The organism is Halpernia humi (genome assembly GCF_900108025.1).
GTDB classification, from domain to species: Bacteria; Bacteroidota; Bacteroidia; order Flavobacteriales; family Weeksellaceae; genus Halpernia; species Halpernia humi.
Genome location: NZ_FNUS01000003.1, coordinates 179093 through 204573, shown reverse-complemented (window position 1 = coordinate 204573; position 25481 = coordinate 179093). Strand labels below are relative to the sequence as shown.

The window sequence follows — 25481 nt, the reverse complement described above, 5'->3', positions numbered from 1 at the left end:
AAATTTAATTAAAAACTTACGTCTTCTTAGTAAATTAGGTATTAAATTTGTCATTTGATTTTTCTATAAGTAACAAAAAATCAATTTCAAAGACTTATTCATATATAATATTATAAACTTTCAGATGCTAAAAAAATTCAAGTTCAATAAACTACTACTTTTTATTCCACTTACAACGCTTGCTTTTTGTTTTAATTCTCCCAAAGATGACGATCAAAAAATGTCAACGATAATGATAAGTATTAAAAACACCCTTTCTTACCTTCATTACAGCCCAAAACCGATTAATGACGCTTATTCGCAAGATGTTTATAAGCAATATTTTGAAATGGTAGATCCATCAAAGCGGTACTTTTTGGCATCGGATATGAAAGATTTTGCCCAGTATAAAACTAAACTAGACGACTATCTTATTGGTGGCGACCTCACTTTTTATAAAGCGACAACGGATAGACTTTATCAAAGAGTGAACGAAATTGATAGTATGACGCAAGATATTTTAAGCAAACCCATCAATTTGGACGAAGACGACAGTTTAATAATTGAGCCAAAAGAAAGAGTGAATCCTGCCAACAAAGCAGAGCAATACAAAGAATGGAAACGTTATATTAAATATAACATTCTTCAGGAAATGGCGACTTTAAAAACCAAAGAAGAGACCCAAAAAGAAAAGAAAGATTCTGTGCAAAAATTTCACTTAAAAGACACAATAAAATTGGAAGTTTTAACACCAGAAGCCAAAAAGATAAAAGCAACAAGCGAAGTAAAAGATTTGGTGACAGATATGTTTCGCAGGTTTAAAAAAAGAAAAAAAATGGATTGGTTCACGGTTTATATGAATGCTTATACGCAGGTTTTTGATCCGCACAGCAATTATTTTTCGCCACGAGACAAAGATAATTTTGACAGCAGCTTCAGTGGAAAATTTATTGGCATTGGCGCCGTAATAAAGGAGAGCAAGGGCTATCTCTATTTAGGTGAATTGGTAACAGGCGCACCTGCTTGGAAGTCTAAACAACTTACGGAAGGCGACAAAATTTTAAAAATAAAATCTAAACCCAACGAAGACGCCGTAAACGCCGCAGGAATGTTGGCCGATGAAGCCGTTGTTCTCATTCGTGGAGAAAAAGGAACGCCGATAACTTTGACTGTTGAGAAAAAAGATAAATCCATAAAAGAAGTGACTTTAATTCGAGATGAAATCACCATAGAAGACACTTTTGCTAGAGGTGTTTCTATACAATATAAAAATGGAAAGAAGTACGGCTATATTAATTTACCTAGTTTTAATGCAGATTTTAATGACCCGAAAGGAAGAAATGCATCCGACGATATCAAAGCAGAACTTATAAAATTAAAAGCCCAGAAAGTAGATGGCATTATTTTAGATTTAAGAAATAACGGCGGTGGATCTTTAACGGAAGTTGGAGATATCATGGGGCTTTTCATGAAAGGCGGTGCTTATGTTCAGGTGAAAAATGGTGATGGAAAAATCCAAACCCTAAAAGACAAATCTACCACACCTCTTTGGACCGGGCCACTCGTAATTATGCAAAATGAGTTATCGGCTTCTGCCTCAGAAATTTTAGCAGGCGCTATGCAAGATTATGGTAGAGCGGTGATTATTGGTTCGCCACAATCGTATGGCAAAGGAACGGTGCAAACTTTTGTAGATTTAAACCGGTTTTTAAACACCAATGACGATTTTGGCTCTTTGAAATTAACCATTCAAAAATTTTATAGAATTACAGGAGAATCTACCCAAATAAAAGGTGTAAATTCTGACATCACCTTAAAAGATTTCTTCACAAATTCTGATATCGGCGAGCGTTTTAGTGATTATGCATTGCCATGGGATAAAATTTCATCCACAGATTTTAAAAAAATGAATATTTATGATATTCAGGCTTTAGAAAAAGAAAGCAACGCGAGAATTCACAATAATGCAAACTACCAATTGCTGCAAAAATCTGCTGAATGGAAAGATAAATTAGATAAAGAAAAAAGCGTTACCTTGAATGAAAATAAATTTATGGCGCTTATGGCAAAAAGAAAAGAAGAAATAAAACAATTTAAACCACTAGAAAATTATAATAACAAATTGAGTTTTATCATTAACCCAGATGAGGTTGTAAGAGAAAAAACAGATACCGCTTTTGCTAAAAAAACAAAAGCATGGACTAAAAACTTAAGCCGCGATTTTTATCTTGATGAAGCCGTACATATCGTTTCGGAAATGAAATAATATAAAAACCACTATTCACAAGTTTACGAGCAAACAAATGAGAAATTAGGCGATTGTATATAACTTTTAAAAACAATATATAACTTTAGATGAAAGACCAAATGCACAAAATGTCAGGTGATGTAGGCCTGTCTTTTCAGCAATTCTTAGAATATAATATATTTTCTGTCGGGAAATATTCTTTAAGTGTTTATGAAATTTTGGCAGCAATTTTAGTCATACTTCTAGCGATTATTTTAAATAAATCGGTCAAAAAACTCGTTTATAATTCTAAAAAAGTAGATATCGGTAGAAAGTTTGCCGTTTCGCAAATCTTATTCTACATTATTTTCATAATTGCCACAATATTGGTTTTGAAATCTTTAGGGGTAGATATTTCGCCGTTACTTCTTGGTTCAGGGGCAATTTTGGTGGGGATTGGCCTTGGTCTTCAAAACTTATTTTTAGATTTTATTTCAGGGATTATTATTCTATTTGATCGCTCTGTAATGGTGGGAGATGTAATAGACATTGGCGATACCATCGGCGAAGTGAAAGAAATTAGAATGAGAACCACCACCATAGAAACCAGAGAAAGAAAAAGCGTAATCTACCCGAACTCTCTTTTAACCAAAGATAAACTCACCAACTTTAGCCACGATTCTCCAGCGGTTATTTTTGTAATAGAAGTTGGTGTTCACTATGATACCGATATAGATTTAGCAGTAAGATTATTAGAAGAAGCTGCGCGAGAAAATAAAGCCGTGCTGCAAGACAAACCTATTTTTGTGCGCTTAGAAAACTTTGGCGATAGTTCTTTAGATTTAAAATTATACTATTACAGCGTAGAATTATTTGCTGCACCACAAGTGAGAAGTGATTTAAGAATGGTGATTTTAAAGAAATTCAGAGACAATAATGTCAATATTCCGTATCCAATACGTACTTTAGAATTTCCGTCAAAAGATAATAATGATATAGAAAAAGAGCAGTAATTTTACTTACTGCTCTTTTTTTTAATAAATCGAAAAAAAACTATTTAATTTCCACACAACCAACTCTTCCGCCCGCATTTCCTGTGGGTTGAGTTTTAAAATCGTCTTTCCCTGCATGGATGATGATAGATTTACCCACAATATTTTTAGACGCATCAGAGCAACCCAAACACCATTTATCGGTTTTAAAAATTAGGCGCGCCGTACCATTTTTATCAGCAACTAAATTTCCTATATCGCCCATGTGAAAATGTTCAGAATCCCATTTTCCATGTTCGTCTTTTGAAGGATTCCAGTGGCCACCTGCAGATTTTCCATCAGCAGAAGAGCAATCTCCAAATTCATGAACGTGCACAGCGTGCGTTCCTGGCGTTAGTTTGTAAACATTCATATCCATCGTAACCATTTTTCCTTTTTGGCTAAACTTCGCCGTTCCTTGTGTATCTGTACCACTTTTAGAGTTAATAGTATCCGTTATTGTTTTTGATGTTCCGCAAGAACTCAGCAAAATGCCACTTGCAGCCACAAATAAAATTTTTAAATTTTTCATATTATTTTTTTAAGTTATTTTTAATAAAAAACATTTAGTCACCATTGAGTCTTAAAAATTGACAACTCAGCAACAAAAATTAGAATCTAAAGGTACAGTGAAATTATCTTTGTTCAAAATTTAAAACATGAAATCGCCAATAATAAACTTGATATATAAAATTTGACCGATTTTGACAATAACATCTGACTAAAAAATTAAATACCAACAAATGAAAACTTTTTCAAAATTTATTACTCTTTTCTTACTGTTAATGCTTTTGCCACTTTGTGCGCAAATAAAAATTAGTGGAAAAATCACCTATAAAAACAAAGGCATTCCCAATATTTCAATTACTTTAAAAGATACTTACGACGGCGCTACTTCAGATAAAGACGGAAATTACAGTTTTGAAACTTCTGAAAAAGGCAACCAAACCTTAGTTTTTACCAATTCTAAATATGAAGAAGTGCAAAAACCAATTGTTTTAAACGATGAAAATATAACCGTAAATGTAGATTTAAAAGAACAAATTAATGAAATAGACGCCGTTGTAATTTCCGCAGGAAGCATAGATGCAAGCGATAAAAAACGCGCAACCGCCTTGCTCACACCCATTGATATTTATACCACAGCCGGCGCAGATGGACAGATTTCTTCTGCATTAAATTATCTCCCCGGCGTGCAAAAAGTGGGTGAAAGCGAAGGATTATTCGTTCGTGGTGGAACTGGCGCAGAAACCAAAATTTTTATGGACGGCAGTTTAATTAATAATTATTTCAGCAATTCTGTCCCAGGAATTGCCGGAAGAGACCGCTTTAACACTTCGCTTTTTAAAGGAAATGTTTTCTCAAGTGGCGGTTATTCTGCGCTTTACGGTCAAGCCTTATCTGGCGTTTTAATTTTAGAAAGTGTGGATTTGCCAGAAACCACTTCTTATGATGTCGGTATTTCTCCTATTTTTTTAACAGGAAGTTATCAGAAATTAAGCAATTCTAAAACTTATTCCTATGGCGCAAGTTTGGGCTATTCTAATTTAAAATTTATACAAAAAATCTTAAATTTTAACACCGATTTTGAAAAAGCACCAGAAAGTATAAATGGCGACGCCAATTTTAGAATCAAAACCAAAAGCGGCGGATTTTTTAAATATTATGCCAATTTTGATAGCAATAAATTGAGCGTACTTTCCGAAAGTTTAGAGCCAGATTCGGATCAAAATAAAGTTTCCTTAAAGGGAAGTAATATCTTTCAAAACCTGTCATTTAAACAAAAATTCGGGAGATATTTGCTAAATGTGGGAACTTCTTATGCCTACAATAAATCAGATGTTCAATTTTCTACTTTGCTAAATAACGTTCCGAAAAGTAGTTTTGCCTCTAATACTTTAGGAAATTATCTAAATGCAAAAGCCGTTGTAGAAAGAAAAATAAATAAAATTTCTGCTTTGCGCGGTGGTTTTGAATTTAATAATGCCAATGAAAATTCTCAATATGATGGTTTTCATAAAAAATATTCTGATCTTATTTCGTCCGGATTTCTGGAAACAGATTTGGGTTTTAGCAATAATTTTTCCGCAAAAGTGGGCGTTCGAGCAGAAAATTCTTCTTATTTAAAGCATTGGAATTTTGCGCCACGTGTTGCTTTTGCCTACAGACTAGCGAAAAATTACACCACATCTTTGGCTTACGGCATTTTCTACCAAAACCCGGAAAGTAAATATTTGAATTCTTCTGCACCTTTAACGTTTCAAAAAGCCGAACATTATATTTTTCAGGTTCAAAGAAATACGGAAGGTAGAAATTTGAGATTTGAAGCCTTTTATAAAAAATATGATCAACTAATTAAAACTTCGGGAGAACAAAACTTTCAAACCGCCATTAATAACCAAGGAAATGGATACGCAAAAGGTTTAGAATTGTTCTGGCGCGATAGGAAATCTATTAAAAATATAGATTATTGGGTCACTTATTCTTACCTCGATTCTAAACGCGATTTTCAAAATTATCCCATAAGTTTAATGCCGAGTTTTGCTGCAAAACACACCTTCAATATCGTTGCGAAAAAATTTGTAACCAAATGGAAAACAGGCTTCAACATGTCTTACACCTATTCTTCTGGACGACCATATTATGATATTGTCGATAATAATGGACAAAATATTATTCGCCACGAAGGAACATTAAAAAATTACAGCGGACTCAATTTTAGTTTAAATTATCTGCCAAATTTGGGTAAAAAAGATTCCAAAGCATTTACGGTTTTAGTGTTGAGCATTTCAAATATTTTAGGACAGAAAAATGTTTACGGCTATAATTTTTCTAATGATGGAATGAGAAGTTCTGCAGTTGTTCCGCCTGTTAATACTTTCGTTTTCATTGGCGCTTTCATCAGTTTTGGTGTCGATAAAACCACTGATGCGATTAATAATAATTTGTAGACTTTAGAACCAAGAACCAAGAATCAAGAATCAAGAACCAAGAACCAAGATTTAATAAAAATAAGCGTAGTTCAATTAGTTTTAACCCTTCAGAAATCAAAACCAACCATTCAGCCAGAATTTATTTTAATTAAATAAAACCAAAAGTATCTTTACACCATAATTAACAAATCAATTAAAAAAAATATTATGAAAACAATTAAAAATTTAGTTTTAAGCCTCGCGCTTACGTTCACAGGAGTCAATGCTTTTGCACAAACCGCTTATGAAAAAGCAATGACAGACAAAGTTGCAAAAGTTCAACAAACGCGAAACACCGATGAATTGAGCGCTCTTTCCAATGATTTTTCCAGAATTGCTTTAAAGGAAAACAAAGAATGGTTGCCGCAATATTACGCAGCCTACGCAAACATCCAAAAAGGGCGAGTTTTGATGCAAGAAGGCAAACTTACAGAACTTGATGCTTTGGCGGACGACGCACAAAAGCACATTGATGCAGCAGAAGCCATCTCACCAAATAATGTAGAAATCACAATTCTTAAAAAAATGGTTCACAGTTTAAGAATGATGGTGGATCCGCAAGCGCGTTTTATGAGTGAAGGTTCTCTTGCCGCCGGTTTTTTAGCAGAAGCCGAAAAAATGGATCCTGAAAATCCAAGAATAACTTTGATAAAAGCAGAAGACACTTATTACACGCCAGAACAATTTGGAGGAAGCAAAGAAAAAGGATTAGAATTATTTAAAAAAGCGCAAGCGCAATTTGCCGTGTATAAGTCTCCATCAAAATTTAGCCCAACTTGGGGCAAAGAAGAAGCAGATTATTTTCTGTCTCAAGCGGGAAAATAATTTTTGAAATTAACTATAAAACTCTGCTTCGGTGGAGTTTTTCTATTTAAAAATATTTGTTAACAGCAATTTTGTCATTCCGAAGGAATCTCAGCAGTCCTTTTTTTCCGTGTGGATTCCTAAGGAATGACAAAGTGATGGAAACTTACATGGCGAGTAAACTTTAGAAAACAAGTAATACCATTCAGCAAAAGAAAGTTGCCCTTCGGACTAAAATAATTGTAAACCGCTGTTTGTCAGTTTATCTTTACACTATTAATTAACCAAATAAATTAAATCGAAATGGAAACTTACAATTTTAGTTCAGAACAAAAACTTGCACAAGCACAACAAAGAGTGAAAAACATGAAAGGATTTTACATCCACGCTACAGTTTTTTTATTCGTCAATATTTTCATCATTGCAAGTTGCTATATTGACAATCCGGCGAGTTTAAATACTTCAGATCCTTACATGACAGCGGTTTTCTGGGGAATTGGTCTTTTAGCACACGGTTTTTCAGTTTTTGGGAAAGACTATATTTTTGGAAAAGATTGGGAAGAAAGGGAAATTCAGAAAATATTAAATAAACCTGTTGTGCATTTAGACAAGCTGCATAATTAACCGTAAATCAAGTTAAACGCAAAGGCGCAAGAACTTAGTTATTATGAAAATAGTTCTAAGGCGCAAGAAAATCAAAGATTTTCAACTTTTAACGAAGTTAAAACTTTGCGCCTTATAAACGTAAATATCTGCAAATAAATTAATTGCGCCTTTGCGTTTAATGTTTTTCTATATGCACAACAGGTTAAATAAATAAAATTTAAATAACAAAATTCTAAATTAGAGGTTTTTCTAGCAGATTTTCCAGATGACACAGATTTACAGTTACAGTTTTAAAATCGGCCAAATCCTTCTAATCTGCGAGACTAAAAAACTTCCTAGAGAATTATTTAAATAATTAAATTTACAAAATGGATACAAAAGATTTAAAGAATAAGTTATCGACAATGCTTTGGGTTTCCTTTGCAACAGGAATTTTCTTTTTCGCGTTTTTCACGGATAATAAAAGCGTTTCAAATTTGATCATTAGCTTTCTAGTTTCATTTATGTATTCTTTTGTATTCATAATAGGGAATTATTACACCAATTGCTACCTAAACTCAAAATATTCCTGGATTGATGACACCAAAACCCGTATTGTTTTGGGCATTTTATCTACCATTTTTGTAAATGTAGTTCTGGTTTTTGTCTGTAATTATTTAAACTTAATCGTCATTCAAAAAAACAATCCTGCCAAATTTTTTACCGGTGAAATGGGACTTTTTAACTGGATTATCGTCAATATCGCACTATTATTTTCTGCCATTTTTCATGCAAAAGGGTTTATGGAAGAATGGAAAAAATCTTCTAAAAAAGAAGTGGTTGAGCAGAAATTAATCGCCAAATCAGCCAACGCCCAATTTGAAACTTTAAAAAACCAGTTAGACCCGCATTTTTTATTTAATTCTTTAAATGTTCTAAGTTCATTGATAGATGAAAACCCAGATCAGGCGCAGGTATTCACGGCTTCAATGTCCAAAATTTACCGCTATATTTTAGAGCAAAAAGACAAAGAATTGGTGTCGGTAGAAGAAGAGTTAGATTTTGCTAAAACCTATACCGCGCTTTTAAAAACCCGCTTTGAAGACAGCGTAACATTTGAATTTAATGTAAACGAAAACGATCAAAAAAACTTTGTAGTGCCACTTTCACTGCAACTTTTATTAGAAAATTGCATTAAACACAATTTCGCGACTTCATCAAAACCATTGCATATAAAAATCAGTTCTGAAGACGGATTTTTAATGATAGAAAACAACTTACAATTTAGAGAAAACATAAAAGAATCTTCAGGAATCGGGCTTTCTAATATCGTTCAGCGCTACGCTTTACTCACGAAAAGAAATGTTTTTATAGAAAAATCTGAAGACTATTTTAAAGTAAAAATCCCAATATTAATAGAAAAAACATCAACAAAAATGAACACAACAAAATATTCTGAAAATTCTGCTTATGAAAGAGCCGCAAAACGCGTAAATGAACTAAAAGGATTCTACGGCAATTTAATTTCTTATTGCCTGGTAATTCCTTTTTTAATCTTTGTAAATCTTTACACCGCACCGCAATACCAATGGTTTTGGTGGCCGATGCTTGGCTGGGGAATTGGCCTTGCTTCGCACGGAATCGCGGTTTTTGGCATTAGCAAAGATTGGGAAGAACGACAAATTCAAAAAATATTAGAACGAGAAAATCACAAATAATACCATGGAAAATTTATCACAAAAAGAAATCGACTATTCAAACGCAAAAAATAGAGTGCAGCAATTAAAAAAATTCTATTCATCTTTGGCAATTTTCATCGTAGTTCTTGCATTTTTTAGTTTTAGAAAATACTACCTTTCAGGAGAAATTGCTTTTTTTGATACGAATAATTTTTCTTTCATATTTTGGATTTGGGGACTTGTTTTGGCCATAAAAGCGGTTAAGATTTTTTACCTAAATAATGATTGGGAGCGCAGAATGATGGATAAAGAATTAAAACAAAAAGAAAATGGAAACTTTTAACAACGACAATATAAAATACCTTGAAGCCAAAAAAAAGGTAAAAAGAATAAAGGGCTTTTACACACATGCTGCAATTTTCGTTTTGGTAAATTCAATAATTGCTTTTATTAATTATCAAGCTTTACAACCAGGCCAAAGTTACTTCGTTTGGTATAATTTCTTATCCCTTTTCTTTTGGGGAATTGGCCTTTTTGCACACGGAATGGGCGTTTTTATGCCAAGTTTTATTTTTGGAAAAGACTGGGAAGAAAAGAAAATTAGAGAATTAATGAATAAGTACAAATAAAATGAATACCGCAATAAACCTTATCACAGCATTTTGGGGCCTTTCAGAAATCTTTTTGCTGCTAAAAATGCGCTCTAGTAAAGCCGACGCGAAAGGCAAAGACAAAAAGTCGCTATCTTATTTGTGGCTTGTGATCGGGTTCAGTATTTTCTTTGGAATTTTCATTTCAAAAAGCACATATTTCCCATTTTATAATAGTAAAACAGTGACGATTGTTGGCTTGGGTTTGCTACTTTTAGGTGTGGTTTTGCGCTTGATGGTGGTTTATTATTTGGGAAAATATTTCACCGTAGATGTTACGATTAAAGAAGATCATCAATTAATTTCCACGGGATTTTACAAATATATGCGGCATCCTTCTTACACTTTTTCGCTGCTAACTTTTGTAGGATTAGCGATTGTTTTAAATAATTGTATTTCTGTTATTTTACTATTAGTTCCTGTGTTTTTAATGTTTTCTCGAAGAATTAAAATTGAAGAAAAAGTTTTAACCGAAGAATTTGGGCAGGCTTATTTAGATTATATGCAGAAAACAAAACGTCTAATTCCTTTTATTTATTAATAAATTTCAAAACCGCAAAGTCACAAAGAATTACTTAACTTTATAAGAAATATCATCAAGTAATTATTTTAAATTCATTGTGTCCTTTGTGTCAGCGAATTTTAAATTAAACTTTGTGCCTTTGTGGTTAAAAAAAATCAACAAATGATCAAAACAGTAATCATCGAAGATGAAAAACCCGCCGCAAGAAAACTAGAAAGAATGTTAGGTTTAATGCCTGATTTAGAAATAGTTGCAACCATTTCTTCCGTAGAAGAAGGTTTAGATTGGTTTAAGAATAATGCAGAGCCAGATTTAATATTTTCAGATATAATGTTGGGCGACGGCATGTCTTTCGATATTTTTGAGAAATTTCCCGTTAAAAGCTTCATTATTTTCACCACCGCTTACGATCAATTCACCCTGAAAGCCTTCAAACTCAATTCCATCGACTATCTTTTGAAACCAATTTTACAAGAAGATTTGGAAAAAGCAGTAGAAAAATACAACAGTTACTTACCAAATGAACTGCCTTCTAATGAATTGAATTACAAGAATTTAATTAAAAAAGAAGAGCCGAAATTATCCCGAATTTTGGTTAAAATTGGCTATAATTTAAAAATTATTTCTACCGATGAGGTGAGTTGTTTTTACAGCGAAAACAAAATCGCTTATTTGCAAACCAAAGAGCGCGTTTACCCAACCGATTTTACTTTAGAAGAACTGGAAAGTTCTTTAGATTCAAAACAATTTTTCCGAGTAAATCGGCAAATAATTATTAATCTAAATTATATTAAAAACATTCACACATCACCTTTCTACAAAGTAGATTTAGATTTTCAGCCCGAAGTAGAAATTACCGTGAGCCGAGATCGCGTAAAAGATTTTAAAAATTGGTTGGTGAAATAATTTAATCAATAATCCCAAATTTCTTCATCAAATAAATTGCGTTCATACTTTTTGTAACGCCGTTTTGAAGTTTATAATCAGTTTCCAATTCGCCGTTATTATTTTGAAGTTCGAAGCAATAATTTTTAATTTTTAGAGGAAATTTTTCTTCAATTTTTGTTAGATCCAAATCGTGCGTGGCGATTAAACAAGAAAAAAGCGTTTGGCTTTTCATTAATTTTTCCAGAAATAATTCGGAACCAGTTAATTTATCTTGAGAATTGGTGCCTTTTAAAATTTCATCTAAAATGATGAATTGCGGCGTTCCGTTCTCCAAATTTTCCACTAAATGCCGCAATCGCAGAATTTCTGCGTTGAAATAAGAAGTGCCATCGCTCAAGGAATCGCTTGTTCGCATCGATGTAAATAAATGCATTGGCTGAAAAATAAATTTTTTCGCTGCAACTGGGCAACCCATCATTGCTAGAACCAAATTAACTCCGACGGTTCGCAAAAAGGTACTTTTCCCCGTCATATTTGCGCCAGTAATAATTGAAATTTCTGTTTCAGAATTGATTTTAAAATCATTAGAAACTACTTCTTTTTGAAATAAAAGCGGATGAACTAATTTTTCTGCATTAAATTTTTCACCCGAATTTGGTATTTCTGGGAAAATATAGTTTGGATTTTTATAACGAAAAACACCTAACGAAATTAAGGCTTCAAGCTCGGCAAATGCATCAAACCATTGCGGTAAATCTTGCTCGATATTCTTAATTTGGTTTTCAATTTTCATGGCAAAATTGAGTTTCCACAACAAAAAATTATTTAGAAAAACACCGATATTGCTGTGTGCGCTTTCATAATTTCTTAAAAGTCTTGCCAGTTTTTCTATTTCTTTGCGTGAAGATTTGCTTTTCCCCGAAATAAATTTACTCTGAAGTTGAACATTCAGTTTTTGCTCAAAATTTTCTTTTTCAATTAATGAAAAAACGGCTAAAAATTGCTCGTATTGTTCAGAATTAAAGGCCAAAGTTTCGGAAATGGCATCTATTTTTTTACCATAAATAGATAAAATAATCCTAGAAATAATTAAAATTCCACCGAAAATAAGAGATAAATATAAACCCGAAATTGAAATAAATACCAGCGAAAATAAAGTCGCCAAAGTTAAGATTGGAACAAGATTTACTGCGATTTTTGCCAGCATTGCATTTTCAAAAACTGCATTCGCGCTTTTTGGATGTTTTATTTTTCCATTAATGTGGAGCGATTTCGCTAAAGTTAAAAAATGAATATTCCATTCTGTTTTTTTGGAAATTTCTTGTACGGCTTTTTGTTTGGCTAATATTTTTTCTTTTTCTAAACTTAAATTTAAAAAAAAATCTTTAAGTTTGTTTTTACCTAAAATAGTTTCGCAATAACTGATATAACTGAAAAGCGAGTTTTTACCCAAAACATCTAAATCTTTTGCAAACGGATGATTATCAACATTTTCTTCGAAAGCAAGACCGGTTTCAAATTCGGTTTTCTTGATTATTTGGTTTCCGATGTGAAGATAATTTTTAATAAAATTGAGTTTCTGTTTTACATTAACCAAGAAAAAACCCAACACAAAAAACAAAATCAGGAAGAAAACCCCCAAATATAAATGAATTTTTAATGCGCTTTCAAAGATGAAAAATTGTAATAAAAAATAGGTGAGAGCAAGGAAAACCAGCACGCGAAACCAGCCTATAAGTGTTTGTTTCTTTTTTAAGGAGTTTAAAATTGTTTCTTTTTCAGAAAGCAAGAGATTTATTTCTTCCATTTACTTCTATGCTTTTTTGAGTTCACCAATTCTGGTGATAATGGGAAGCGCAAAAACGCCACTTTTTTGCAAATAGTTTTCGTAACCCATAATTGCTTTTTCTTTAAAGTTTTCGCTTTTCGCCTCTTTCCAATGGTAGAAAAATAAATTCCCGATCAGCAGAAAATAATCCACGTGATTGCGATCTTCTAAATCTAAAACCATTTGTTTCATTTCATCAGTTGAGATTTCGGAATAGGTTTTAAAATCCATTTTAAAAATATCACGTAAGGCGATATCAAAATCCAAATCTTTTTCCATTAAACTTTCTTCAGGTTTTCCTAAAAGTAATTTTTCCAAAGAGGTGGAAAGTTGTCGCACCAAACGAAGCGTGAAGTCTTTATCTTGTATCATTTATAATATATTTTAAATTAAAAAAAGTCTTATTAAGCAAAAAACAAATACGCTAAAATTACAGAAGCAATCACGCCCACTAAATCGGCTAAAAGCATTGCTGTAACTGCATATCTTGTGTTTTTAATTCCAACCGCGCCAAAATACACGGCGATCACGTAAAAAGTAGTATCCGAACTTCCCTGTAGAACTGCCGCTAATTTCCCTTGAAAACTATCTGCGCCGAAAGTTGTCATCGTGTCAACCATCATTCCGCGCGCACCGGAACCAGAAAGTGGCTTTATCAAAGCCGTCGGTAAACCGTCAACAAAACGTGTGTCGAGATTGGCAAAATTTGCCAAATATTTCATGCCATCGATAATCACATCAAAAACGCCTGAAGTTCTTAAAAGTGAAATCGCAATCAACATTCCAACGAGATAAGGAATAATTTTCACGGAAACCCAAAAGCCTTCTTTGGCGCCGTCTATAAAAGCGTCGAATACATTTATTTTTTTATAAAGTGCGCCCAAAACGATGGCGATGAAAATCAATAAAATAATTCCGCTGCTTAAAACTTTGCTAAATTGGTCTAAATCTTCTTTGCTTAATCTTACTAAATAAACGACCAAAAGTGCAATAATTGCAGAAATTCCACCAATGTAAGCAATAATTACTGGTTGAAATAAATTTATTTTTTGATGAATAGAAACGACTACCATCGCGGCTAAAGTGGCGGCAAAAGTGGCCATCATGCACGGTAGAAAAATATCAGTTGGCGTTACAGAGCCCATTGAAGCGCGAATTGCGATAATGGAAACCGGAATTAAAGTCATTCCGCCAGCGTGCAAACAGAGAAACATAATTTGGGAATTGCTTGCGCGGTCTTTGTCGCGATTTAAAGTCTGCAAACTTTCCATGGCTTTTAGGCCAAAAGGCGTCGCCGCATTATCTAAACCTAAAAGATTGGCGCTGAAATTCAATAGCATATGTCCGAAAGCCGGATGGTTTTTAGGAATTTCGGGGAATAATTTTGAAAAAAATGGCTGAATCATTCTGCTTAAAAGATTGATTCCGCCTGCTCTTTCTGCAATCGCCATAAAACCCATAAAAAGCGTCATAATGCCGATTAAACCAATACAAATATTGACGGCAACCTGGCTCGTCCCAATAACGCCATCGGTTTCTTGAATTCTATAAACTTTTACTTCAGTTTTTTCTGCGTTTCTTTTATAATGAATTCTTCCTTCAGCAAAATCTGGATTTTTGTCTAAATTATTTAAAATAAATGGGGATAATTCTGCGGATTTTTTAGTGGTAATTTGTACGGTATCGCCGCCTTTTCCCACGACCATATCATTAAAAATACTACCGTAATTGTTTGATGAAACATACTTTATTCCGGCTACAAAAATAGCCACGATGATAAAGGCGCTCCAAATTTTGCTTAAAACCATTCAAAAAAATTTAGGTAAAAATAAGGTATTTTTTTAAGTAAGAAATTTTAGATAAAAATTAAGGAATTCTGTAAATTGGATATTGCATAAAAGATTTTTCAAAATATTTAGAATTGCGGTAAATCCAATTCAATTGTTCGCTTCCGTCTTTTGCAAAAGAAGAATCTTCACTCTTTTTCTTTTCAAAATTTTCTTTTAAAGTGGAATTTTCTTGTAATAATTTCGCGGCAGTATCTTCAAAAACATAAGAAGAAAAATATTCTTTTTGACCGAGAAAAGAATCAAAATAATTCCAGTTGAAGAAAGAATCTACGGCTTCTGGTTCCAAGGTTTCAAGTAAATATTTTACGCCATTTTGTTTTAATGGAATTAAATAGTCGCCTTTATGGAATTTTATTTTTTCCGTAGTTGTAGAAACTTCCGTGTTGTAATGCAAATAATGACCTTCGTAAGGCTTTGGTACAGTTTTGTAATCTTTGATTTTATAAGATTGAACCGCAATTAAACTATCATTTTTAAGTTCAATAAATTTAATTTGATTTCTTTTTAAATTTTTCACGACTTGCCATTCAGATTTTGGAATCACATAAAAAGATGGAATTATAATTTCTTTTGTGGCTTTATAAGTGTTATAAAACGGGATTTTTTTGGTGTAAGGTTTTGTGCGATCATAAAATAACCTTGGAAAACCAGAAATTGCACTTGGTTTCATGCCATCTTGAAAACCTCTAAAATCGATCATTTTAAATTTTGTAGAATCTAATGCATATTGAACCGCGTAAGATTTTTTAGGTAAATATTGTTCGAGGTTTTTTTGTCTTAGTTCTTTGATTTTCAAATAATTATTATCCAAATAATCAATGTAACTGAGCATATTTTCATAAGTCACTTTTACGCGGTCTTTGTAAGGTTTCAGCATGTGTGTTTCTGGAATTGTTCCAATCGTGTTGAACAAAGTGGTGTAACCTGTAGAATATCTCGGTGAATCCATAAATTGCTCGTAACCTTTTTCTGGCGTGGTTCCTTCAACAGAAACATAAGGAATTGGGTCGATGCTTTTCTTTTTTAAATCTGCCACAATCCAATCGTTCATTTCGCCGTGGTAAAAATTTCCAAGCAGATTTCCTAAACGTTCTTTATTGGTCAAAATATAGGTCAAAGTATATTGATAATCAGCGCCATCGCTCACATGATTGTCGATAAAAACATCTGGATTTAAAGCCTGAAAAATCCGTTGAAAACTGTCAGAATTTTTAGAATCTGTTTTTATAAAATCCCGGTTTAAATCTAAATTTCTAGCATTTCCACGAAAACCATATTCTTCCGGACCGTTTTGGTTGGCGCGGGAAAAACTTCCTCTGTTTAGCATTCCGCCGATGTTGTAAACTTCGATGGCGGCAATTACGGTGTTTTTTGGTGCTTTTAGTTTTCCTGTGGCAAAATCCCGCATCATCATCATTGTAGCATCAATGCCGTCTGGTTCGCCGGGATGAATGCCGTTATTAATTAAAATTAGGGCTTTATTTTTAATAAATTTTGGATTAAATATTTTTTCAGGATTAAAAACCACCAAGCGCAATGGCTCGCCAGAATCTGTGGAACCCAAATCTAAAACTTTTATTTTATCAAAGTTTTTCTCCAGATTATCGTAATATTTTACCACTTCTTCATAAGTTGCAGATTGATTGCCGTCACCTTTTTCAAATGGTGTAAGATATTGATTTTGAGCAAATAAACCAATTGAAAAAAATAGGAAAAATATTTTTATTTTCATAAAATTTTAATTAAAAAATGAATTTTAAACCACAAAAGTAAAATTTTAAAAACAAACCCTTTAAAGAATGTAAAATAAAAATACAATTTCAAATAAAACTTAAACAAAAAAAGAACCTCAATTTGAGGTTCTTAAATGTTTAAAAAAAAATTTAATTAAAATCATATTCTACACCAAACTCCAAACCAAGCCGCATATTATGAAATTTTGACGCGTTCACAGAAGAATATGGAAGAGTAGGATCACTAAATTCTAATTGACCATATTCCTGCGGGTTTGTTTCATAACTATTCCAGTTTGCTTTAGAGGCATTACTGAAATCATAATCGAACTTGATATTAGTAAAGCCATTGAATGCGTCTGAAATTTTAAACTTTATTCCTGTATAAAAAGTGCCACCAATTAATAACTTTCTATACGAATCGAAATTTTGGGAATTGTATGAACCCAAGGTATTACGAAAACTGCCATCCTCGTTAAGCCCATCTTTAATAACTTCAAATTTTGAAAATAATGAAAGTTGCGGGCCTGCACCAACTAAACCCCAAATTTTATTTTGATTATCTAAAGGAAGTGCATATTCAGTGGTTATCGGAATTATAAAATATTCAAATGTATTTTTTGATCGTACTTGAAAGAACATATTGGCTTCATTAATAACAAATACTCCATTTTCTTTTGCAACTAATTTGGATTGTACTTCACTTTTTTGCTGTCCATAATTAATTGCAATTTTAAAACCCCAATTTTCATTAATGTACTTTTCTGCAAATACACCGCCATATACTCCATTTATTTTTGCAGGTTGAACTTTTATATGCGAACTGTTGTCTAAAAAACTATTTTTTTTCCAATATATAAAAGGCATAAAATTCGCTCCAAATTGTATTTTTTGGTTTTCTCCTTGCGCATTAATATTTAAGATGAAAATTGAAAAAAGGATAAATGTTAGTGTCTTTTTCATGATTTAATAATTAGTTTAGTTTAAAATTGAATTATTTTGAAAGTGTTAATTCGCCATACAAAAAATAATATTTAACATTATTTAAATATTATAATTTATTTAATTTTTTCAACCTCAAGATACACCAAACTTCCTTCAAATTTATCATTTAAGTTTTTTAAAACTTTGGCATTTGTGGTTTTTTCTTTCAATTTTTCAATAAAAAATGAAGTTTCAAAAAACTGACGGTGAATTCCAGGTAACAATTCCATAAAAAAATCCATTCCTATTTTATTGTTATGAAGATCCATTTTTTTCTGCAAAGGTTTGTTTGGGAAAAGTTCTTCATGCAAATCTGTCATTTTTTTAGTGAAATTTAAAGATTTCTTTGGCGACGAGATTTTGCAGCAATACATCATTATCAAACAGCACCAAAGCGCGTGGCGAAAGGCGTTTCCTGCGCCGTCATTAGAATTTGTTTTGGGATATTCTTTTTTAGCAATGTTAAAAGTTTTCAATGTTGCGTAAAATGAAATTAAAGTAAATAAAGGATTTTGTAGAAAAAGCAGAACCAATTTCCAAAGTTTCCCAATGGTAAGAGAACGAAGCGCGTTAAAAATAATCTTAAAAGTTCTCATTTTGGAAATGTTTTTTCAACATTAAGATTTGGTTAAGGCATTAAGAGAATTAAGTAATTATTAGTTTTTAAAATTTCTTGTGAAAGCCTATAAAATAAATGTATTAAAAGTTATAAAACAAAAGAAATCTCTCTAGTGAAAGAGAGATTTTTAGTAAATTAATTTAAATAATAGAATTTAAGCATTGGTTAAAAGTCTCACGGTTTGCGATACTTTTTCTTTAATATTCGTTCTTTTCACTATAAAATCTACGAAGCCTTTTTCTTGTAAAAATTCTGAAGTTTGGAAACCTTCTGGTAAATCTTTACCAATGGTTTCGCGAATTACACGCGGTCCTGCGAAACCAATTAATGCGCCAGGTTCTGCCATAATTATATCGGCTGTCATAGCGAAAGAAGCGGTAATTCCGCCAAAAGTAGGGTCGCACAAATAAGCGATATAAAGCAAACCTTCTTCTGAAAGTTGCGCTAATTTGGACTGAACTTTTGCCAATTGCATTAAAGAATAAGTTGCTTCTTGCATTCTTGCGCCGCCCGATTGCGAAATAATCATGTAAGGCAATCTATTTTCTATGCAATAATCAACAGCGCGGCGAATTTTTTCTCCCATTACGGAACCAAGCGAACCACCGATAAAAGCAAAATCCATACAGGAAATTACCATTTTTACACCATTTACTTCACCAACTGCGTTTCTGATGGAATCTGTTAGTTTCGTTTTGGCTTTTACTTCTTTAAGACGATCTGTGTAAGATTTCGTGTCTTTAAAGTTGAGCATATCTACACTTTCTACTTCTGCATTTAATTCTTTAAATTTTGCGTCGTCAAAAAGCATTTCAAAATATTCTCGGCTACCAATTCTTACGTGGAAATCATCCTCGGGAGAAACGTAATTATTTCTCTTAAGTTCTTCATATTCAATAATTTTACCTGTTGGCGTTTTGTGCCACAAACCTTCGGCTACATCTTTTTTGTCTTCTGTGGAAGTGGTAATATTTTTTGCTTTTCGTTTAAACCAGTCGAATGCCATAATCTATAATTGATGAATGATAATTTATAATTGATGAAAAAAACAATTTGCTACAAATCAGTAATCTTCCATCACTTATCGTTTATGAATTTAAAGCGTATCAATATTATTTAAATCTTTGAACGCTTCTGTTAATCTGGTGATAAAAGTTTCTTCACCTTTTCTTACCCAAACACGAGGATCATAATATTTTTTATTTGGAACATCTGCACCTTCTGGATTACCGATTTGAGATTTTAAATACTCTTGTTTCCCTATCATAAAATCGCGAATGCCTTCTGTGTAAGCAAATTGTAAATCTGTGTCGATATTCATTTTAATAACGCCGTAACCTATTGCTTCTTTGATTTCTGCCTCTGTAGAACCAGAACCGCCATGGAATACAAAATTAATTGGATTGTGCTCGGTTCCAAATTTTTCTTGAACGTATTTTTGAGAATTATCTAAAATTTTCGGTGTAAGTTTCACATTTCCTGGTTTGTAAACGCCGTGCACATTTCCAAAAGCCGCAGCAATAGTAAAGTTTGGAGAAACTTGTTTTAATCTTTCATAGCAGTAAGACACTTCATCTGGTTGTGTGTATAGTTTAGAAGAATCTACATCAGAATTGTCCACGCCATCTTCTTCACCGCCAGTTATTCCTAATTCAATTTCTAAAGTCATCCCAATTTTCGCCATTCTTTCAAAATATTTCACAGAAATATCCATGTTTTCCTCTAAAGGTTCTTCGGATAAATCTAGCATATGAGAAGAATAAAGCGATTTGCCATATTGTTTGTAGTAAGTTTCATTGGCATCCATCAAACCATCAATCCACGGCAATAATTTTTTAGCACAATGGTCTGTGTGAAGAATAATAGTTGCGCCATACGCTTCTGCCAAAGTATGAATGTGTTTTGCGCCTGCAACCGCACCAAGAACTGCAGCTTTTTGACCCTCGTTACTCAGGCCTTTACCTGCGTTAAAAACGGAGCCGCCGTTTGAAAATTGAATAATCAAAGGGGCATTATTTTTTACAGCACATTCCATTGCAGCATTGATGTTGCTGGAGCCGATGACGTTGCAAGCGGGCAAAGCAAATTTATTTTCTTTGGCATATTGAAAAATGTCTGATACCAATTCTCCTGTGGCAACGCCTGCCGGAAACTTTCTGCTCATAATATTTATTTTAAATTTTTAGGTATTTTATTTAAGGCGATAAAGTTAAGTAATTATGCCGAGAATATCAATTTCTTTTGTCGTTTCCCCATAAGAGTTTTTGGCGAATGGTTTCGTAAAAACTAAGATTATTGGGTTGCACCAATGCGATTTTGAAACGTGCTTTTCGTAATATTATTTCCACATTTGTATTCATATGGCATAATCGGGAATCCATTGAAAGTGTGTATTGTGGTACCCTGCTTTCAATTTTCAATTTTATAGTAACATTATCTTTTATAACAATTGGTCGCACATTTAGATTATGTGGAGCAATTGGTGTGATCACAAAAACATCATTATTTGGAGAAATAATTGGTCCACCACAACTGAGATTGTACGCTGTGGAGCCTGTGGGCGTAGAAATAATTAAACCATCGCCCCAAAAAACATTTAAAAACTCATCATCAATATATGAGTCGACCGTAATCATGGCTGTAGTTTCTTTTCGGGAAATACTGATATCATTAATGGCATAAGGAAAAAACAAACCCGAATTTGGCGCCACAATTTCAATGACCGAGCGGTGGCTTAAAACATAATTATGTGCTAAAATAGCATCTAATTCTTTAAAAACTTCTTCTTTGGTGAAACTAGAAAGAAAGCCTAATCGCCCTGTATTAACACCTACAATAGGGATTTCTAAATCTTCAATAAATATTAAAGCATTTAAAATAGTACCATCACCACCAAAACTAAAAAACAAATCTATTTTTTGGTCTTGCAGATTTTTTTTATTAGAAAAGGTTTGGAAATCTTTAGAAAAATTAAGGTTTTGCACCATCACATCGTGTAAGGTGACTTCTACATTTTTCTTGGCGAGTTCAGATATAAATTTACTTAAATACAAAAATGTATCTAAATCTTTTTTTTGGGAATAAATGGCTGCTTTCATCTGAGTTTTGTTGTTTTTTTGAGGGTCAGATGTGATACTAACTTATTTTCAATTTTTTTAAAAAGTGAATTTTTGTATTTCATTTTCTAAAATTCTAAATATTTTTGAAAAAATCCAAATCTTGCTTTTAGAAGTTCTTCTTTGCCATCATCGTAATGTTTCACAATCACTTCATAGCCATATCTTTCGAAAGTCTCATCAATAGAACTCAAATTCTCACTGCTAATTTTTAAAGTAATCTGCACGTCATCGCCTTCAATCGCGCTAATGAAGCTACCAAAAATTTTAGAATTATTTTCTTCTACAATTTTAGCAATCTCTGTGAACGAATAATCCCGATAATTTTTTTGAATAATAATCACCGCGCCACTTTCTGAAAACAAAGGGTATTTAGAAAATTCATTAAAAATATCATCGCTTGAAATATAGCCCAAATACCGCTCTTGCTTGTCTATCACAGGGACGAGATTAGAACTAAAGATGTGAAAAAGTTTAATAGCATCGAGCAAATGGCCATCTTCTAAAACCGCAAATCTCTCGAAGTGGATTTCTAAAGAATGCAAAGTTCCTTCTGGGCTTTCTTCTAAAAAAGCCAAACTTATTGCGCCTAAAAAAGCGCCGTTCCGCGTGACAAAAACGTGCGAATAGGAAAATTCGCGGGCCGTTTCTGCGGCTTCTTCTATAGAATTTGAAATATCAAACGACGGAAAATCTTTAGAAATGTAGTCTTGTATAAACATTGTGCTAATTTAGGAAATAAAATTTCAGTGAGAAATAGTTTTTTTTAACCACAAAAGAAATAAAAGATAAAAGCTTTAAAAGTTTAAATTAATACTTTTTAAATTAAGAAAAAGGTTTCGGTGGAATCTTAAATTAACTAAATTCTTTCATAAATAGAAATGGTAAAAGTTTTCAATTTAAATTCAACTATTTGCTATTGGTTTTAAAAGAAGCAACTTTAGTATTATTTTTAGTTCGTTTCAGTGTCAATTAGTTTAATTTTTTTAGTTCGCAGAAATATTAATCCACTCAAAATAATTAATCCGCCGATCAATTGAAAAGCGCTTAGTTTTTCACCATCCAAAATCCCCCACATTACGGCCACGATCGGCATTAGTAAAGTAACTGTGGAGGCAAATAATGGTGTTGAAATGTTCATTAAGCGGTAATTTAGCATCATCGCAAAACCTGTCCCGAAAACGGATAACAAAGAGACAAATCCCAATCCTTCGAAATGGCTTCTATCAAATTGAAATTCAGTAAAAAACCCAGCAAAAAACAAGGCGATAAGTGATGGTAAAAATAAAATGAATGAAAACACAAACGCCGACAAAATTTTTGCGGGAACACTTTGCAGTTTGGCCTTCACCGTTGTCATGCTTATAGCGTAGCAGAAAACCGCTATTAATAGTAGAAAAATGGGTAAAAATTTAAAATCACCCGTTTCTCCTGTTGCAAAAGTTAAAATGCAAGTTCCCGAAAAACTGATAAAAACACCGATTAATTGTCGTTTTGTGGTTTCAATTTTCCAAATTAGTAAACCGATTAGTATTACGAAAATAGGAAGAAGAGAGTTGATGATTCCCGCAACACTGCTAGAAACTTTGGTTTCAGCAATCGGAAAGAGAAACATTGGGATGAAATTGCCGGTAACTGCGGCGAGAATTAGCCATTTCAATAATTTTTTTGGAAATAATTTTAGTTTTGAAATGGCGTATGGAAATAGCATAATGCCAGCAATTAAAACCCGTAAAGCACCAACTTCAAATGGATTGTAATGTTCTAAAGATTTTTTAATTAGTATAAAAGAAGAACCCCAAATTAAGGTTAAAATTAAAAGTAAAATCCATTTTTCTTTTTCGGGTTTCATTTCTGTTTCTTTAATAATTTTAAATAGTCTGCTTTTGAAATCATTTTTGCGCCGAGACTTTCTAAATGCTCAGAATGTATTTGGCAATCAATCAATTCTATCTCGGGATGATTTTTTATAAAATTAATAAAACCTGCTTTTGATGCGTTTGATACTTTAGAAAACATACTTTCGCCGCAAAACACGTTGCCCACCAAAACACCATAAAAACCGCCCACCAATTCGTTATTTTGCCACACTTCAATGCTTTTGGCTTTGTTTAAAAAAAATAATTGTTCCAAAGAATTCATCAGGTTTTCGGTCAGCCATGTTCCGTCTTGGTTTGGCCGGTTTATATTTCTGCAATTCAGTAAAACTTCTCGAAAGCACTTGTTTTCGTTAAACTGAAATTCTACGCGACGAAGAATTTTCGCCATTGATTTTGAAATTTTTAAATTTTCAGGAAACAGCACAAATCTTGGATCTGGGCACCACCATAGAATTTCTTCACCCTCATTAAACCAGGGGAAAATACCGTTTTCATAGGCCAATTCTAAACGTTTGGCGGATAAATCGCTACCAATAGCGAGCAAGCCAGATTCAGGATGAAACAGTTCTGGATCTGGAAATGAAATGTTTTCAGGGTCTAATAAAAACATAGTTTTGTAAAAATTAAATCCCGCACCAAAAAGGGCAGGATTTAAAAATATCAATTATTTTAAAAAAAATTAGAATGGCAAATCGTCTTCATCTTCCGCGAAAACGTCTGTTGCTTTTGTGCTTTCTTGCGGTGTAGAAGATTGTGGTGCAGAAGTAGGTTCAGCGGCAGCATTTTCTAATTTTTCAATTCTCCAGCCTACAATAGAGTTAAAATATTTCACCACATTATCTGGTGACGTCCATTCTCTACCTCTGATATTGATGCTCACTTTCACACGCTCACCTTCAGCAAACTTCGCCGCCAAATCTGCTTTGTCTTGCAAAAATTCAATACTTATAGGTTGTGGGTATTGCTCTTCTGTCATCAAAATCAGTTCACGTTTCTGAAAGCCACTGCTAAACGTTTGTAAATCAGTTACTTTTTTTACTGTTCCTTGTAATTCCATTTCTTTCTATTATATTGATGTAAAAGTAATAAAATGATTTTAGAAAAAATAAATTATAAGAGAAAAAATATTTTTTTTATTTTTAACTAAAAATAGTTGGTGTGAAAACTAAAACTTTATATATTTGCACTCACAAAAAAAGAAAAGAAGTTCATTTTTATTTAGGCGGATGTGGTGTAATTGGTAGCCACGCCAGACTTAGGATCTGGTGCTTCACGGCGTGGGGGTTCGAGTCCCTTCATCCGCACAATTTTTTGTGAAAAATAAAACGCGAAAATAGCTCAGCTGGTAGAGCACGACCTTGCCAAGGTCGGGGTCGCGGGTTCGAATCCCGTTTTTCGCTCCACCTTTGCCTTGGTGGTGGAACTGGTAGACACGCAGGACTTAAAATCCTGTGTCCGTAAGGACGTACGGGTTCAAGTCCCGTCCGAGGTACTTTAAACGCTGATAATCATTTGATTAGCAGCGTTTTTTGTTTTTAGGGGGTTCTAAAAGGTGGCTAATTTTTGGTTTGTGCAAAAAATAAAAGCTAAAGATATTACTGAAAGCCTAAAAGTTGGTTTTGTTTATTGTATGACCACACGATGCAATCGTGCGGAAGCAAGGGAAACCTTCATAGATCCTTGTAAAGTTATAAAATTTTAAGGTTTCGAACACTTATGGATCGAAATCCATACCATCGGGTGACGCGCTATCGACTCTTAATTTCGCCATCCTCTAGTTTTTCTCCATTTATTTATTGTAATTACCTCATTTTTAGAAGTATCAAAAAAATATAATTAAAATTGCTTTGTAATATAAAAATTATAAACGGGTTGAAATAGCACGTTATTATCTACACCTACCTGAACCCAATAATATTTAAACTTTTTTGACGGTCTTTCATTTGTCATAATGGATATTTTATTATCAGTATTAGTTGATGAATTTTTTTCACCAAGTTCTTTACTTCTTTCAAATTCTCAATTTTATTATAAATCATATTGTCAACACCTTCTTTTTGACATTTCCCAAAAACACCAAAAAAGATAAACACTAATATTATAATTCTCATAAATTTTAATTTTTAACGTAAA

The 25481-nt window shown here is 32.9% G+C and carries 24 protein-coding genes and 3 tRNA genes; 13 read left to right on the top strand and 14 right to left on the bottom strand.

Annotation, left to right across the window (positions count from 1 at the left end; translation table 11 throughout):
- Positions 1 to 124: 124 nt before the first annotated feature.
- Together C4S29_RS07970 and C4S29_RS07965 are read left to right on the top strand one after the other, a co-directional pair.
- A complete protein-coding gene (locus tag C4S29_RS07970; protein WP_103913612.1) occupies positions 125 to 2245 on the top strand; it encodes a carboxy terminal-processing peptidase in 2121 nt (706 codons plus the stop codon).
- A 110-nt stretch (positions 2246 to 2355) separates the two neighbouring features.
- Positions 2356 to 3219 carry a mechanosensitive ion channel family protein gene (locus C4S29_RS07965; protein ID WP_233740518.1) on the top strand — a complete coding sequence of 288 codons (864 nt, stop codon included), beginning with the start codon at positions 2356 to 2358 and terminating at the stop codon, positions 3217 to 3219.
- A gap of 40 nt (positions 3220 to 3259) precedes the next feature.
- On the opposite strand, the gene C4S29_RS07960 is transcribed toward C4S29_RS07965, so the two are convergent.
- Positions 3260 to 3769: a superoxide dismutase family protein gene (locus C4S29_RS07960; RefSeq protein WP_103913610.1), complete on the bottom strand. Its 510-nt coding sequence runs from the start codon at positions 3767 to 3769 to the stop codon at positions 3260 to 3262.
- Positions 3770 to 3980: 211 nt separating this feature from the next.
- Here C4S29_RS07960 and C4S29_RS07955 point away from each other — a divergent pair, with 211 nt between their 5' ends.
- The 8 genes from C4S29_RS07955 to C4S29_RS07915 all read left to right on the top strand — a co-directional run bounded on the left by C4S29_RS07955 (position 3981) and on the right by C4S29_RS07915 (position 11356).
- Positions 3981 to 6188, top strand: coding sequence for a TonB-dependent receptor (locus tag C4S29_RS07955; protein ID WP_103913609.1), 2208 nt, complete (start codon positions 3981 to 3983; stop codon positions 6186 to 6188).
- Positions 6189 to 6377: 189 nt separating this feature from the next.
- On the top strand, positions 6378 to 7034 hold the full coding sequence (locus C4S29_RS07950; protein ID WP_233740517.1) for a hypothetical protein: 657 nt from the start codon (positions 6378 to 6380) through the stop codon (positions 7032 to 7034).
- A 282-nt stretch (positions 7035 to 7316) separates the two neighbouring features.
- On the top strand, positions 7317 to 7637 hold the full coding sequence (locus C4S29_RS07945) for a 2TM domain-containing protein (RefSeq protein WP_103913608.1): 321 nt from the start codon (positions 7317 to 7319) through the stop codon (positions 7635 to 7637).
- Between the two features lie 350 nt (positions 7638 to 7987).
- A complete protein-coding gene (locus C4S29_RS07935; RefSeq protein ID WP_103913606.1) occupies positions 7988 to 9316 on the top strand; it encodes a 2TM domain-containing protein in 1329 nt (442 codons plus the stop codon).
- Positions 9317 to 9320: 4 nt separating this feature from the next.
- Positions 9321 to 9620 carry a 2TM domain-containing protein gene (locus C4S29_RS07930; protein WP_103913605.1) on the top strand — a complete coding sequence of 100 codons (300 nt, stop codon included), beginning with the start codon at positions 9321 to 9323 and terminating at the stop codon, positions 9618 to 9620.
- Complete coding sequence (locus C4S29_RS07925; protein ID WP_103913604.1) at positions 9607 to 9906, top strand: 2TM domain-containing protein; 300 nt, start codon at positions 9607 to 9609, stop codon at positions 9904 to 9906. Before C4S29_RS07930 ends, C4S29_RS07925 begins: the two co-directional genes overlap by 14 nt.
- 1 nt (position 9907) lies before the next feature.
- Positions 9908 to 10468 carry a methyltransferase family protein gene (locus C4S29_RS07920; protein ID WP_233740516.1) on the top strand — a complete coding sequence of 187 codons (561 nt, stop codon included), beginning with the start codon at positions 9908 to 9910 and terminating at the stop codon, positions 10466 to 10468.
- A 144-nt stretch (positions 10469 to 10612) separates the two neighbouring features.
- Complete coding sequence (locus C4S29_RS07915; RefSeq protein ID WP_185116956.1) at positions 10613 to 11356, top strand: LytR/AlgR family response regulator transcription factor; 744 nt, start codon at positions 10613 to 10615, stop codon at positions 11354 to 11356.
- Between the two features lies 1 nt (position 11357).
- Here the strand turns inward: C4S29_RS07915 and C4S29_RS07910 are convergent, their stop codons facing one another.
- The 13 genes from C4S29_RS07910 to C4S29_RS07850 all read right to left on the bottom strand — a co-directional run bounded on the left by C4S29_RS07910 (position 11358) and on the right by C4S29_RS07850 (position 24405).
- Positions 11358 to 13145 (bottom strand): MutS-related protein, encoded by a 1788-nt coding sequence (locus C4S29_RS07910; RefSeq protein ID WP_103913603.1) that lies wholly within the window; start codon positions 13143 to 13145, stop codon positions 11358 to 11360.
- A 6-nt stretch (positions 13146 to 13151) separates the two neighbouring features.
- On the bottom strand, positions 13152 to 13538 hold the full coding sequence (locus C4S29_RS07905; protein WP_103913602.1) for a hypothetical protein: 387 nt from the start codon (positions 13536 to 13538) through the stop codon (positions 13152 to 13154).
- Between the two features lie 32 nt (positions 13539 to 13570).
- Complete coding sequence (locus C4S29_RS07900; protein WP_103913601.1) at positions 13571 to 14974, bottom strand: nucleoside recognition domain-containing protein; 1404 nt, start codon at positions 14972 to 14974, stop codon at positions 13571 to 13573.
- A 58-nt stretch (positions 14975 to 15032) separates the two neighbouring features.
- A complete protein-coding gene (locus C4S29_RS07895) occupies positions 15033 to 16748 on the bottom strand; it encodes a M14 family metallopeptidase (RefSeq protein WP_103913600.1) in 1716 nt (571 codons plus the stop codon).
- A 151-nt stretch (positions 16749 to 16899) separates the two neighbouring features.
- Positions 16900 to 17712, bottom strand: a complete 813-nt coding sequence (locus C4S29_RS07890; protein WP_103913599.1) for an outer membrane beta-barrel protein — start codon at positions 17710 to 17712, stop codon at positions 16900 to 16902.
- 95 nt (positions 17713 to 17807) lie between these two features.
- Entirely contained in the window at positions 17808 to 18329 is a 522-nt protein-coding gene (locus C4S29_RS07885; RefSeq protein ID WP_103913598.1) for a DUF6973 domain-containing protein, read from the bottom strand.
- 177 nt (positions 18330 to 18506) lie between these two features.
- Positions 18507 to 19358 (bottom strand): acetyl-CoA carboxylase, carboxyltransferase subunit beta, encoded by an 852-nt coding sequence (accD, locus tag C4S29_RS07880; RefSeq protein ID WP_103913597.1) that lies wholly within the window; start codon positions 19356 to 19358, stop codon positions 18507 to 18509.
- Positions 19359 to 19448: 90 nt separating this feature from the next.
- A complete protein-coding gene (gene fbaA, locus C4S29_RS07875) occupies positions 19449 to 20516 on the bottom strand; it encodes a class II fructose-bisphosphate aldolase (RefSeq protein WP_103913596.1) in 1068 nt (355 codons plus the stop codon).
- Positions 20517 to 20583: 67 nt separating this feature from the next.
- Complete coding sequence (locus C4S29_RS07870; RefSeq protein ID WP_103913595.1) at positions 20584 to 21450, bottom strand: NAD kinase; 867 nt, start codon at positions 21448 to 21450, stop codon at positions 20584 to 20586.
- A gap of 86 nt (positions 21451 to 21536) precedes the next feature.
- Positions 21537 to 22190 (bottom strand): CBS domain-containing protein, encoded by a 654-nt coding sequence (locus tag C4S29_RS07865; RefSeq protein ID WP_103913594.1) that lies wholly within the window; start codon positions 22188 to 22190, stop codon positions 21537 to 21539.
- A 230-nt stretch (positions 22191 to 22420) separates the two neighbouring features.
- Positions 22421 to 23320, bottom strand: a complete 900-nt coding sequence (locus C4S29_RS07860) for a DMT family transporter (protein WP_103913593.1) — start codon at positions 23318 to 23320, stop codon at positions 22421 to 22423.
- Complete coding sequence (gene aat / locus C4S29_RS07855) at positions 23317 to 23958, bottom strand: leucyl/phenylalanyl-tRNA--protein transferase (RefSeq protein WP_103913728.1); 642 nt, start codon at positions 23956 to 23958, stop codon at positions 23317 to 23319. Before aat ends, C4S29_RS07860 begins: the two co-directional genes overlap by 4 nt.
- 69 nt (positions 23959 to 24027) lie before the next feature.
- Positions 24028 to 24405, bottom strand: a complete 378-nt coding sequence (locus C4S29_RS07850) for a DUF3127 domain-containing protein (RefSeq protein ID WP_103913592.1) — start codon at positions 24403 to 24405, stop codon at positions 24028 to 24030.
- Between the two features lie 165 nt (positions 24406 to 24570).
- Here C4S29_RS07850 and C4S29_RS07845 point away from each other — a divergent pair.
- The 3 genes from C4S29_RS07845 (at position 24571) to C4S29_RS07835 (ending at position 24840) form a co-directional block, all read left to right on the top strand.
- Positions 24571 to 24652: transfer RNA gene (locus tag C4S29_RS07845), tRNA-Leu, on the top strand.
- 23 nt (positions 24653 to 24675) lie between these two features.
- Positions 24676 to 24751, top strand: a tRNA-Gly gene (locus tag C4S29_RS07840).
- 5 nt (positions 24752 to 24756) lie between these two features.
- Positions 24757 to 24840, top strand: a tRNA-Leu gene (locus tag C4S29_RS07835).
- Positions 24841 to 25481 lie beyond the last annotated feature (641 nt).